Origin of the sequence: Maribacter sp. 2-571 (genome assembly GCF_050589625.1) — a bacterium.
Taxonomy (GTDB): Bacteria; Bacteroidota; Bacteroidia; order Flavobacteriales; family Flavobacteriaceae; genus Pelagihabitans.
This window is the reverse complement of sequence record NZ_JBNGOP010000007.1, coordinates 59771-72726: the sequence shown is the minus strand read 5'-3', so window position 1 is coordinate 72726 and position 12956 is coordinate 59771. Positions and strand designations below refer to the sequence as shown.

At 44.0% G+C, this 12956-nt stretch carries 10 protein-coding genes; 8 read left to right on the top strand and 2 right to left on the bottom strand.

Translation table 11 applies throughout. The annotated features are described in order from the left end of the window. Positions 1 to 26 precede the first annotated feature (26 nt). Positions 27 to 1328 (top strand): YaiO family outer membrane beta-barrel protein, encoded by a 1302-nt coding sequence (locus ACRD7P_RS07150; RefSeq protein ID WP_430906858.1) that lies wholly within the window; start codon positions 27 to 29, stop codon positions 1326 to 1328. A gap of 487 nt (positions 1329 to 1815) precedes the next feature. Here ACRD7P_RS07150 and ACRD7P_RS07145 read toward each other — a convergent pair whose 3' ends face one another. Continuing rightward, complete coding sequence (locus ACRD7P_RS07145; RefSeq protein ID WP_430906857.1) at positions 1816 to 2679, bottom strand: sigma-70 family RNA polymerase sigma factor; 864 nt, start codon at positions 2677 to 2679, stop codon at positions 1816 to 1818. Between the two features lie 527 nt (positions 2680 to 3206). Between ACRD7P_RS07145 and ACRD7P_RS07140 the strand changes: the two genes are divergently transcribed. The 6 genes from ACRD7P_RS07140 (at position 3207) to ACRD7P_RS07115 (ending at position 9841) form a co-directional block, all read left to right on the top strand. Then, on the top strand, positions 3207 to 4451 hold the full coding sequence (locus tag ACRD7P_RS07140; protein ID WP_430906856.1) for a protoporphyrinogen/coproporphyrinogen oxidase: 1245 nt from the start codon (positions 3207 to 3209) through the stop codon (positions 4449 to 4451). Further along, positions 4448 to 4996, top strand: coding sequence for a DUF6155 family protein (locus ACRD7P_RS07135; RefSeq protein ID WP_430906855.1), 549 nt, complete (start codon positions 4448 to 4450; stop codon positions 4994 to 4996). The genes ACRD7P_RS07140 and ACRD7P_RS07135 overlap by 4 nt, the downstream gene beginning before the upstream one ends. A 1-nt stretch (position 4997) precedes the next feature. After that, positions 4998 to 5927 (top strand): 2-hydroxyacid dehydrogenase, encoded by a 930-nt coding sequence (locus ACRD7P_RS07130; protein WP_430906854.1) that lies wholly within the window; start codon positions 4998 to 5000, stop codon positions 5925 to 5927. 206 nt (positions 5928 to 6133) lie between these two features. Next, the gene (locus ACRD7P_RS07125) at positions 6134 to 7639 is read left to right on the top strand and encodes a DEAD/DEAH box helicase (protein WP_430906853.1); all 1506 of its coding nucleotides are present in this window, start codon (positions 6134 to 6136) and stop codon (positions 7637 to 7639) included. Positions 7640 to 7710: 71 nt separating this feature from the next. Beyond that, positions 7711 to 8988 carry a glycosyltransferase gene (locus tag ACRD7P_RS07120; RefSeq protein WP_430906852.1) on the top strand — a complete coding sequence of 426 codons (1278 nt, stop codon included), beginning with the start codon at positions 7711 to 7713 and terminating at the stop codon, positions 8986 to 8988. A gap of 10 nt (positions 8989 to 8998) precedes the next feature. Beyond that, positions 8999 to 9841, top strand: coding sequence for a 1,4-dihydroxy-2-naphthoyl-CoA synthase (locus ACRD7P_RS07115; RefSeq protein WP_430906851.1), 843 nt, complete (start codon positions 8999 to 9001; stop codon positions 9839 to 9841). A 495-nt stretch (positions 9842 to 10336) separates the two neighbouring features. On the opposite strand, the gene ACRD7P_RS07110 is transcribed toward ACRD7P_RS07115, so the two are convergent. After that, positions 10337 to 11668: a serine hydrolase domain-containing protein gene (locus ACRD7P_RS07110; RefSeq protein WP_430906850.1), complete on the bottom strand. Its 1332-nt coding sequence runs from the start codon at positions 11666 to 11668 to the stop codon at positions 10337 to 10339. Between the two features lie 194 nt (positions 11669 to 11862). Here ACRD7P_RS07110 and ACRD7P_RS07105 point away from each other — a divergent pair, with 194 nt between their 5' ends. After that, positions 11863 to 12954: a Gfo/Idh/MocA family protein gene (locus ACRD7P_RS07105; protein WP_430906849.1), complete on the top strand. Its 1092-nt coding sequence runs from the start codon at positions 11863 to 11865 to the stop codon at positions 12952 to 12954. The last annotated feature ends 2 nt before the right edge of the window (positions 12955 to 12956 follow it).

Below are 12956 nucleotides of genomic sequence, written 5' to 3'. Positions count from 1 at the left end.
ATAACATTGCAATGGTATTGCGCATTATGAACAAAAGCTTAAAGACCATATTGATTTTCCTTTGTGTAGGGGCAATGCCTTTTGTACATGCGCAGGATATGGCCTATGCGCAGCCTTCGGATCCCGATAGGGTACTTATACCTCTTTCTAAGGTCGAAAACGGAGGGAATACCGAAAATAAGATAGCCAAAACGACAATAGATTCGTTGGCCAAAATAGCGAACAAAAGCAGGGCCAAGGGCGACTATGCAACCGCTCGCGGCATGTATAACCGTATTACCTCCGTACATCGACAAGATGTAGATTTGTGGATCGCTGCGATTAAGAACGAGCTTTTTGCGAAAAACTATGCAACCGCCTTAGGGTTGCAGCATAAAGCTTTGTACTACCATGAGGGGAACAAAACGCTATTGCGACTGCAAAAGCGTACGATCAAAAAGATTACCAAAGCACAGAAGCATCAAAAAAACGGGGATACCGAAACAGTAGCGTACGATAATGGCAATGAGGATATTGAAGCGGTTGCCAATGACCCTAGGAGTGAAGAAGACGTCTCTTTGGAGACGGCCTTGGATACGGTTGCCAAAGAAAAGGTGCTCCAAAACAAGTTTGGCATCCAGAATTCGTTCCAGATATTTGATCAGGTGTATGAACCGATGACGCTCTCCAGTTTTTTCTATGAACGGGAAACCCAAGCGGGACTGTTAATTCCAAGAATCAACTATAGCAACAGATTTGAACAACAGGGGCTACAATATGAAATCGATTTTTATCCAAAATTTTCAAAACGGTTTTACGCCTACTTGAATTATGGATACTCAAATGCCAGCATTTTTCCAAACCATAGGGTAGGGGGCGACCTTTATGCCAACCTTCCAAAAGCTTATGAGCTATCTGCAGGAGGGCGCTATCTTAGTTTTGCGGATACCGATGTTACGGTAATAACCGGATCTTTAGGAAAGTATCAGGGCAATTATTATTTCTCCCTACGCTCCTATATTACCCCACAACCCAATAACCTCACACAGGTTTCGGGAAATTTGGTGGCCCGTAAGTACTATCGGGACGGGGAAAACTATTTGGGCATGACCTTGGGTATGGGCTATGCACCAGAACTACAACAATTGCGCAGTGGAGACGAACTCTTGGCCGAGACCCTACTTTATGTAGCATCACAACGTATCGGGCTCGAATATCAATTTACCCCAAAAAGCGGACAACATATTTATCGAGCGGACCTTGGCGTGGCCCGTCAAGAGCTGACGTTCGACAGCGGAAACTATTTTTGGTCGGTATCCGCGGGCATCACTTATAGGGTGAAGTTCTAGTACCATAAAATACATTCTCAGCGACTATTTGTATATCGTTTTAGCCATTTTCACAACAACTCTACCTCAATACACCACAATTTATTGTATCGGCCAAACGTTATAAGTATGTTTATTACATGATACTTGCAACCCAATAGCAAGTATGCTTGAAACTTAAATCTGAATATTAACTTAACCTGAACAACAGTATGCTCTACGATACCTACGGAGAGGAATATTTAAATTTCCTTCAAGATCTAAACGAAATTTTAAGTTTAAATGAATTGGTAGAGTTAGACTATATGTAGTCTACACTTATGTCCTAAATCTAAACCCTACAATTATGGCAAAACAGAATCCCGACAACGCGGCGTATCTCAATTTTATTGAGGACCTCAATGAAATCCTAACCGATTTTGAAATCAACAAACTAAATTATTCTTAGGCATTGCCTAAAAAAAAGGCCCCTTTATAAGGGGCCTTTTTTTTATTCGGTCAGCTCAAACTATCCCAAATAGGTCTTCAACATTTTACTTCTAGAGTTGTGTCTTAATTTTCGGATGGCTTTTTCACGAATCTGGCGTACCCTTTCCCTGGTAAGGTCAAAGGTAAGTCCTATCTCCGCCAAGGTCATCGATTGCTGGTCACCGATACCGTAGTACAATTTCACCACATCGGCCTCTCTTGGCGACAAGGTCTCTAAAGCACGATTAATTTCGGTGTTTAATGACTGTTGCATCAGTATTTTGTCCGGCTTGGGCGATTCCCCGGCACGCAGAACATCGTACAGGTTGGAATCCTCACCTTCGCGCAAGGGGGCATCCATAGAAACGTGTCGCCCGGAGTTTTTCAAGGACTGCTGTACTTCGTTTACGGTCATTTCCAACTCCTTGGCAATCTCTTCCGCTGACGGCGGTCGCTCATGCGCCTGCTCCAAATAAGAAAAGGTCTTTTTAATTTTATTAATGGAACCGATTTTATTCAATGGGAGTCGTACGACCCTTGATTGTTCGGCCAAAGCCTGCAAAATCGATTGTCGAATCCACCATACGGCGTAAGATATGAACTTGAACCCACGGGTTTCATCAAAGCGTTTTGCCGCTTTTACAAGACCTACGTTACCTTCATTGATCAAATCGGGCAATGTTAGCCCTTGGTTTTGGTATTGTTTTGCCACCGATACTACAAAACGAAGGTTGGCCGTCGTTAGTTTTTCCAAGGCGGCTTGATCACCGTCCCTAATTTTCTGGGCCAATTCAACTTCCTCGCTGGCGGTTATTAAGTCAATTTTACTAATATCCTGCAAGTATTTGTCCAACGATTTTGATTCCCTGTTGGTTACCTGCTTGATAATTTTTAGTTGCCTCATATATGATTAATTTGATTTTGGTTTACTTCAAGTTTCCATAATACATTTTTAAATGCTCTAATCCAAACGAATTAGCTTATTATTATACATTTTTTATCAGTTTATCCCCACTTTTACGCACCATGTTCATCGAAATTTAGCCTCTTTTCATCTAATTAATTTTATTGTTTTTGTTACTTCCTTAGCGATATATAGGGTTTTGACAGGTATTTTAGGCATCAAGGCAAGCATTATGTAACTAATATAAAAATGCATCCAGATTACGATAGGTTTGTAAGAAATTCTAACATGGGGCAGCGTATCGCATAGGGGCAATACACCATTTGCTCCTTATTTTGGGCAAGAAACTGGAAAGCGCTGGCATAGCTGGTTATGGGTATATGACGTAGTGGTTCAAAAACTGAAAAACAAAGAATGGCGCTACTATGACAACGATGGGACAAAACAGTAACGGAACAGGAGTTCTCTTTTTTAAGGATACATATTCCGAAGGTGTATCGTATTTTTGAATTCTAAAGTGTATGAAAATGGCAGAGATTTCCCCAAAAATCGCAATCATCGGTGCCGGGCTTAGTGGTTTGGTTGCCGCCATAACCCTTGAAAAAAAAGGATATAGGCCAACAATATATGAAGCTTCCGATAGTATTGGGGGAAGGGTGAAAACCGATATCGTAAATGGTATTCCAATCGATCATGGTTTTCAGGTGTTGTTGACCGCCTATCCCGCTGCTCAAAAATACTTGGATTACGAAGATTTACAACTACAACATTTTTTGCCGGGATCACTTTTACTCGATGGTCAAAACCGCTCTAAAATAGGAGACCCGCTCCGTGATATCCGTTTTTTAGTGCCTACGGTGTTTTCCAAAGTAGGTAGCCTAAGGGACAAATGGAAAATTTTTAAGCTTTCCAATAGCCTTAAAAAAATGTCCATACAAGAAGTTTTTGAAGGACCGGACGAATCTACTTTGTCCTATCTACAGGGGTATGGTTTTTCCGCTAAAATGATAGACACCTTTTTTCTTCCCTTTTTCTCCGGAATCTTCCTGGAGGATGCTTTGGCGACATCGGCCAAAATGTTTCGTTTCGTATACAAAATGTTCTCCGAGGGCAGTGCCTCAGTTCCCAAAAATGGAATGCAGGAAATACCTGCGCAATTAAGGGCGCAATTGAAACATACGACCATTGTATTCAACAGCACTGTAGCCAATGTCGAGGGGAATACGTTGGAATTCTCACAAGGGAACAAAGCGGAATTTGATTTGCTATTGATCGCTACCGACCCTACTAGCATGCTTCCACAGCTTGTACCGACACCCGTCACCTGGCAAAGTACGGAAACCCTCTACTTTAAACTAGCGTCCACCGCCGGTTTTAAAGCTCCTATAATCGGTCTGGTGACGGACAAGGACAGTTTGATCAATAATGTTCATTTCGTTACCGATGTGTTACCGGGCAAAAGGGACCGTGCGGTGTTATCGGTAACCATCGTCGCAAAACATTCCTTGTCCGAAACCGAAAAAATAGACAAGGTAAAAAAAGAGCTCGCGGTACATTGTGGGTTCAATGAAATAACCTTGATAAAAAGCTATCGTATCGACCAGGCATTGCCGATATTAAAAACGCCGACCTATGATAGCCGAATCGGCAAATATACCGATACCATCTATTTGGCGGGAGACTATTTGGCCAATGGCAGCATCAACGCGGCGATGCTTTCCGGTGAAACTGCGGCCAAAGAAATGATCACGGCAATGGAAACCGTTATATGAGCAAAAGACAATTAAAAAAATACCTCTCGGAAATCCCGAAAGAAGCTTTGGAAGAACAGCTGTTGGACCTTTATCAGCGGTTTTCGGTGGTAAAGGAATACTACGACTTTGTTTTCAATCCCAAGGAAGACAAAATGGTCCAGGAAGCGAAGGCGAAAATATCCAACGAATACTTTCCCCTGCGTCGAAAACGTCCCAAGGCAAGACGCTCGGTAGCCCAGAAATTTATAAAGCATTTCCAAAAACTGGGTATGGACGCTCCTATGGTCGCAGATTTGATGCTTTACAATATCGAAATCGCCCAAACCTTCGCTTCGGAAAAGAACGTACCAGATGCCTTTTATAAAAGTATGCTGAACTCCTTTGAGGAAGCGGTACGGTATATCTCCATCAACGCGTTGCTGGATGCATATCGTCCGAGAATCGAGAAAATATATGTGCTTACCCAAACTGGAGCATGGTTGTTATCGGAAGGTTTTTCACGGGTGTACGACGGTATCGATACCGATACGAAAGCGAATAACGATTTCCTAAACGAAATATAAAATGGGCATAGTTGTGTTGAGACAGGATGGAAAGACCGATGAATGGAAACGGGCGTTACGTAATTTCGCGCCAGAAGTTCCCGTTTATTCGGCGGAAGAGCCCCATCCGAAAGCAGAAATAGAAATGGCCTTGGTGTGGAAACATCCAAAAGGAAGCTTATCGGAATACCCAAACCTGAAATGCATTGCTTCCTCTGGAGCCGGGGTCGACTTTATTTTTAAGGATACCCAGGCCCCGTTGCACCTGCCCATCACCCGAGTGGTGGACCCTATTCTGGCAAAGGACATGGCGGAGCATGTTATTGCGACGGTTTTTGCCCACTTGAAAAACGTAAATACCTATAAATTGCAGCAGTTTGACCAAACATGGAAATCAAGGACCTACCTGAGAATGAAAGAGGTTACCATTGGAATACTCGGGTTAGGGGAATTGGGCGCTTTTACCGCTACGGAACTTTCTGCAATAGGCTTCAAGGTGCAAGGATGGTCCCGATCTCAAAAAAAAATCACATCAGTAACCACTTTTAACGGTCCGGACCAATTGGATTTGTTTTTGGGGAGTACCGATGTTTTGGTCTGTTTGCTGCCTTTGACACCGAATACCCAAGGAATTTTAAATAAAAAAATCTTCGAAAAGCTTCCCAAAAATGCCTTTTTGATCAATGTGGCCCGTGGTGGCCATCTCAATGACGACGACCTACTGGAAGCATTGGACAGCGGCCATTTGAGTGGTGCCGCTCTGGATGTTTTCCATACCGAACCCTTACCGGGGCCGCACCCTTTTTGGCAACATCCGAAAGTACATATGAGTCCGCATTGCGCAAGTGTTTCCGATACCGAATCGGTGGTACCACAAATAATAGCCAACTACAAACGCTTAAAAACTGGTAAGGCCTTAGAAAACGAGATATCCAAAACACAGGGGTATTGAACTGATTTCCATGCCGTCACTAAATTTGGGGTACTGTTGTTCCCTTTTGACACTGGCAAATGGAATCTTCTGAACCGTAGGGTTTTGTTGCATTTGATGCAGTATTTCCCGCTTTATATTTTTATGAAGGAGAAATTTCCGTTAGTTTTGCAAAATTCGGACCAATGGAATAGCCCCGATCCGATAACGCTAAACCACCTACTTACTTGGAATTACAAAAGACCAACGAAAAAACGCTCTACAATTATCAGATAGAGGATTTGAATACGATTTTCGAATACCTCGATTCTGCCGAATCCGGTAATTTGCTGTACCAACTCCCTACTGGTGGCGGTAAAACCGTGGTTTTTTCCGAAATAGCGAAACGGTTCATCGAACGCAAAAAGAAAAAAGTGGTGGTACTGACCCACCGGATAGAACTGAGCGTACAGACCTCAAAAATGTTGAACGGATTTGGGGTCAAGAACAAGATCATTAATAGCGGCGTAAAAGAATTGCACGATCAGGATGAGTTCATGTGCTTTGTGGCCATGGTGGAGACGCTCAACAACCGTTTGCAGGAAGAAAAAGTGGCCATCAACAACATTGGTCTGGTCATTATCGATGAGGCCCATTACAATTCTTTTCGAAAATTGTTCAAGTATTTTGAAAATGCGGCTATTTTAGGGGTTACCGCTACACCCTTGAGTTCCAATATAAAACTGCCGATGAAGGACAACTATCAAAAGTTGATCATCGGGGAATCGATAAGTTCGCTTATCGAGAAAAAGTTTTTGGCAAAGGCAAACATGTACAATTACGATGTAAGCCTACAAAGCCTTAAACTCGGGATAAACGGGGATTACACGGTAAAATCATCCGACGAGCTGTACAGCAACCAAAGCATGTTGGGGAAGCTGGTCACCGCTTATAACGAAATAGCAAAAGGCACCAAGACCCTGATATTCAATAACGGCATCAACACCTCGCGCTACGTATACGAGACCTTTAAAAAAGGAGGGTATAATGTTCGGCATCTCGACAATAAGAATACCGCTGCTGAACGGAAGGAGATACTGAGTTGGTTCTCGGAAACGCCGGATGCCATACTTACATCGGTCAGTATTTTGACCACCGGCTTTGATGAGCCTTCGGTAGAGACCATTATCTTGAACAGGGCCACCCGTTCGCTGACCTTATATTTCCAAATGATCGGTAGGGGATCCCGGGTATTGCCCAAAAAGGAGGAGTTTACGGTTATCGACCTCGGGAACAACATTGCACGTTTCGGAATGTGGAACGCTCCGGTAGACTGGCAGGAAATTTTTCATTTTCCCGATTTTTATCTTGAAAACATCAAGAACGACGAGGATATCGAACGGGAATTCGTTTATGAAATGCCCCCGGAACTCAGGGCACAGTTCTCCAAATCGACGGAAATCGAATTTGACATCAAGGAAGAGTATAAAAAAGTTTTTGCACAGGGCTTACGGTCCAAAGTAGTTTTGGAACGTAGCATTGAACAACACGCAAAAATTTGTGTAGAAAATTCCGAGGATGTTTTTGATGCCCGAATTTTGGCCAAGCAGCTGAAAGAAGAAATTGCCTATCGTGTGCGACAGTATTCTTATTGTATCATGAACAATACCAAAAATTATAAGGAATGGTTGGAAGAGGATTATGGCCGTAGACTCCGCTCCAGTATCTCCAAAAAGTTTGCCGATAAGATGTAGGACATAAAAAATACTACGGCAGCCGTTCAAAAGTTAGCCGTTATAGCGCCACCTCATTAAAAACGAACTGTATGCCGACAAAACGTCTTTTGATCATCGGTTTTAGTTGGCCGGAACCCAATGCCAGTGCCGCGGGTTCGCGTATGCTGCAGTTGATCCGTTTTTTTATTGCTGAACACTATGAAATCACCTTGGCGTCGACCGCAAAGTTCCCGGAGCATCCAGTGGATTGGAACGGATTAGGGGTGCAAACGGTATCGATACTGTTGAACGATGCTTCCTTTGACGATTTTCTTAAAACCATCCGACCCGATGTGGTATTGTTCGACCGTTATCTGACCGAAGAACAATTCGGCTGGCGGATAGCCCAACAGTTGCCCCAGGCATTGCGTATTTTGGATACGGAAGATTTGCACTCCCTAAGAAAATCGCGAAGAACGGTACTCGAAAAAGGGGGGATTTTTGAAACTTCCGATTGGTTGAACAACGATATCACAAAAAGAGAGCTGGCCAGCATTTACCGATGCGATGTTTCCCTGATCATTTCTTCTTTTGAAATGGAGCTTTTACAAAATAGGGCAGGGGTGTCCAAATCGTTATTGCTGTGGTTGCCTTTTATGGTCGAAAAGTTAACATTGGAGAAAGTTGCCGCCTGGCCCGTTTTCGAAACGCGAAAGCATTTTATGTTCATCGGCACCGGCAGGCATGCACCAAATGTTGATGCCGTAATCCAGTTAAAGCGGCACCTATGGCCCGCCATCCGAGAAATATTGCCCAATGCGGAACTGCATATCTATGGCAGCTACTTACCCCAACAGCTTACGGAAATGCATCGCCCTTCCGATAGTTTTATGGTCATGGGAAATGCGGAAAACGTCTCCCTTGTTATGCACAAATACCGACTACAATTGGTCCCTTTACGTTTTGGTGCCGGAATAAAGGGAAAGCTATTCGATAGCATGCGCAATGGGTTACCGAGCGTTACTACCACCATAGGTGCAGAGGGAATGGGGGACGGCCTTTTATGGAACGGTGCCGTTTGTGACGATTGGGAAGCATTTGTTCAACAGGCCGTACGGTTGTATCAACTACCCAAAGCATGGCGTACCGCCCAAAACAATGGAAAAAGTCTGATGAACACCAATTACGATAGCGAAGTACATGCGGAACGGTTTCGATCTAAAATTGGCACCTTAATACAACAACTACGATTACATCGTACCAATAATATTATCGGCGGTATGCTAATGCACCATACCATGGCCAGCACAAAATACCTCTCCAAATGGATCGAGGAAAAAAATAACGTTCCTTCATTGGCCGATGGGCCTTTACATAAAAAAGACTAAAACGAGATATATGCAAAAACCAGATTGGAAAAAAGCGATCGATTTTGAGGACATCACCTATCAAAAGAGCAATGGTGTTGCCCGTATTGCCTTTAATCGGCCGAATGTGAGAAATGCGTTCCGGCCCAAAACGACCAGTGAGCTGTACCGGGCATTTTATGACGCCCAAGAAGATACCTCCATCGGTGTTGTGCTGTTATCGGCGGAGGGCCCTTCCACGAAGGACGGTATTTATTCCTTTTGTAGTGGCGGTGACCAGAAAGCCAGGGGCGAACAAGGGTATGTCGGGGAAGATGGGATGCATCGTTTGAACATTCTTGAGGTACAACGCCAAATACGGTTTATGCCAAAAGTGGTTATTGCCGTAGTATCGGGTTGGGCCGTTGGTGGTGGGCACAGTCTGCATGTGGTCTGCGATATGACCTTGGCCAGTAAAGAACATGCCATTTTTAAACAGACCGATGCCGATGTCACCAGTTTCGACGGTGGCTACGGTTCCGCTTATTTGGCGAAAATGGTGGGACAGAAAAAGGCACGGGAAATTTTCTTTTTGGGCAGGAACTATTCGGCACAGGAAGCTTATGAAATGGGAATGGTAAATGCCGTGGTACCACACGACGATTTGGAGGATACCGCTTATCAATGGGCACAGGAAGTACTGGAAAAATCGCCAACTTCCATAAAAATGCTAAAGTTTGCCATGAACCTTACCGATGATGGTATGGTGGGCCAACAAGTATTTGCAGGTGAAGCTACCCGTTTGGCGTATGGTACCGAAGAAGCAAAAGAAGGTAGAAACGCATTTCTTGAAAAACGGAAACCCGATTTTGGGGACGATAAATGGATTCCTTAAGCGAAAGCGGTTCCGTTCATCTTCTAGAGTGGAGCGGTCAGAAACTAAAAAGAGCCCTATCGTTACCGATGGGGCTCCTTTACGAGAACACTATATGAAAATGAAAAAATTTAACGCCTTGTTTATTATTACACTGTAAACATACGACGGAACCGAGCGCTGTCATAACTATTGTTGTGAGCATAGGGAAATATGTGGTGAAAGCCTACCTTTTTGTTATGGAACCCATTTTGGGCCAGCAGCATTCGGTTACTATATTTGATTTGGGCTACAAAGGGAATTCAACGATATACCGATGTGCGTTCGGTGGTAATACCATTTCAAACTTAAAATAGTATCGGTTGATGGGGGATTATCTTTAAGGAATTACTCGACTATCACTTGAAGGAATAGCAAAAGGCTGGAAGGTGCGGCTATTAATGCCATGGTTTGGGGCGATAAATACAGAATCTAGCACATAACCCCATACATAGTGCCTATGCCATGCGATAAGCCTCAGTTTATGGCCTCTAGGACTCCTTCCAACAGCGCGTTCACCCTAAAATCGGGAGCCTGTGACAGTCCCATACGCACGATAACCAAATCCTTTGATGGAATGATAAAAACACGCTGGCCCTGAAATCCGTTGGCCGAATAGAGGTCCCTGGGGGCATTAGGATACCGCCCGCCTTTGTTCAACCAAAAATGGGCACCATATTTTCCTTCGGAACCTGCTGTTGCTTTACTGATATAATCTACCCATTCGGGAGCGAACAGTTGTTCGCCGTTCCAATTGCCCCTGTTCAGATAAAGAATTCCGAACTTGGCCCAGTCCCTCGTAGTCGCCCAAGCATAGGACGACCCAACAAAATTACCTTCCAAATCGGTTTCTACGAGCATCGAATGCATGCCTATTTTGTCGATAAGTTCCCTATAGGGGAAGTCCAGATAGTCTTGATGAGTAGCGAATTGTTTTCTCAAAATTCCGGAAAGTAAATTAGTGGTACCCGAGGAATAGTTCCATATGGCTTCCGGCGCCGCTACCGCTTCTTTGAACAACTGTTTTTTGGTCATGTCCGAATCCAAGAAAAGCATTTCGGTAACATCGGAAATACTGGCATAATCCTCGCTCCACGCCAAACCGCTCTGCATGCGGAGCAGATGATCGATAGTAATCTTTTTTCGCGGGTCGTTTTGCCATTCCGGAACCGGGGCAGGGGAATCGATATCGATTTTTTGCTGGTGGGCCAGTACGCCATAAAGCGTAGCCAGAATACTTTTGGTCATGGACCACCCCAAAATTGGGGTTTTTTCCGAAAAACCCTCCAAGTAACGCTCTCCTATAATATGATTTTTATAGGCCACGAGAACAGTTCGGGTCTTTTGTATATCATTGTCTACGAAAGCTCCATTGATCGCTTTTTCCAATGCTGCATAATCCACATTGTTAAAAACGGAATCTATGGGTGCTCCATTGCCATAGGGAAAAGGCGTTTCCAGTGGCGAAAAAGTCCTATTGGGCCGCGGTAACTTCGTGCCGGTAATATAGGAGTCGTTTACCAACGCGCATCCGATTCCTTCCCTGCACACCGTGGTCCGCTCCATCATCCCAAAAACACTGGCGACCGCACTGGCGCGTTCCACTTTGGTATCGGCCAATCGGATCAATGGCATATCATTGTCCGTAGCGATAATTTTTTCTTGGGAACGTCCCGCTATAAAATGGTTCGATGCCATGTTCTTGGAGGCATAACCCGCAATGAGATTTAATTTTGGGTAGTTGATAAAGGCGACAACCGCAAAAATCAAGAGCAATACCACAACAATTCGTTTCAATAATTTCTTCATAAGCAATAAGGGTTATACCATTTTGACTTTGAAATAGTATGCTATAATCGTAACCAGCTGTTTGTAGTCCGATACCATTTTAACTCTGAAATGGTATTATGGCTTTCGAATCTGCTTTAAATGTACTTCAAATTGTAAAAACTTGACAGTATTTCCATAATTTGTATGGCGATAATCATACCATCGGACGTCTTATGGGAAATAGAAGAACATTTATCAAAAATTCAAGTCTTTTTGTTGGGGCGGCACAGCTTCCGTTTTCCTTGTTTTCAATCCCGGTAAAAAAGAAAAAATTGGGGGTGGCCCTGGTCGGCTTAGGTTACTACAGTACGGACCTGTTGGCTCCGGCTTTACAAGAAACCGAACACTGCGAACTGAAAGGTATCGTAACGGGGAGTCCCGAAAAAATACCCCTGTGGCAGAAAAAGTATGGCATAGAAGATAAAAATGTTTACTCCTACGAAAACATGCATAACATTGCGAACAATCCGGAAATTGATGTTGTCTACATTGTTCTGCCCAATGCCCTGCACCTTCCATATGCCATTATCGCCGCCAATGCCGGTAAACACGTTTGGTGCGAAAAACCGATGGCCACCACCGTAGCGGAGTGCGAACAAATGATCGCGATAAGTCAAAAAAACAAGGTACAGCTTACCGTGGGCTATCGGATGCAGCACGAACCGGTTACCCAACAGATTATCGGTTGGGGAAAAAGTAGACCATATGGTGCCATGACCAAAATCTATGCCGAGGCAGGTTTTAAAAATGGGGCGAAAAATCCGAAACATTGGAAGATCAACAAAGCCCTCGGGGGTGGAGCGATGTATGATATGGGGGTTTATCCCTTAAATGTCGTACGTTATTGTACCGGTTTGGAACCCATATCGGTAACGGCGACCCAAGAAAATACCCGTTCCCATCTTTTTGACGCGGACGAGACCACCAATTTTGAGTTGCAGTTTCCGAACGGTATCATAGCCACTTGTAAAACCACCTTTGCCGATTATCTGAACACCTTGAATGTCGCTTGTGAAAAAGGAGGGTATACCGTTTCACCATTTCAGGCCTACAGCGGTGTACAAGCGACCACCAGCGATGGAAAGACGCTAAAACCGTTCATAGGGAACCAACAAGCGAAACAGATGGACGAAGATGCCCTTGCTATATTGAACGCGGCACCGCAAACACTGGTCGTCCCTGGTGAGGAAGGATTGAAAGATATTAAGGTAGTAGAGGCCATAATGGCCTCCGCCTCAAAAAATGGTACAACAATAAAATTATAAAC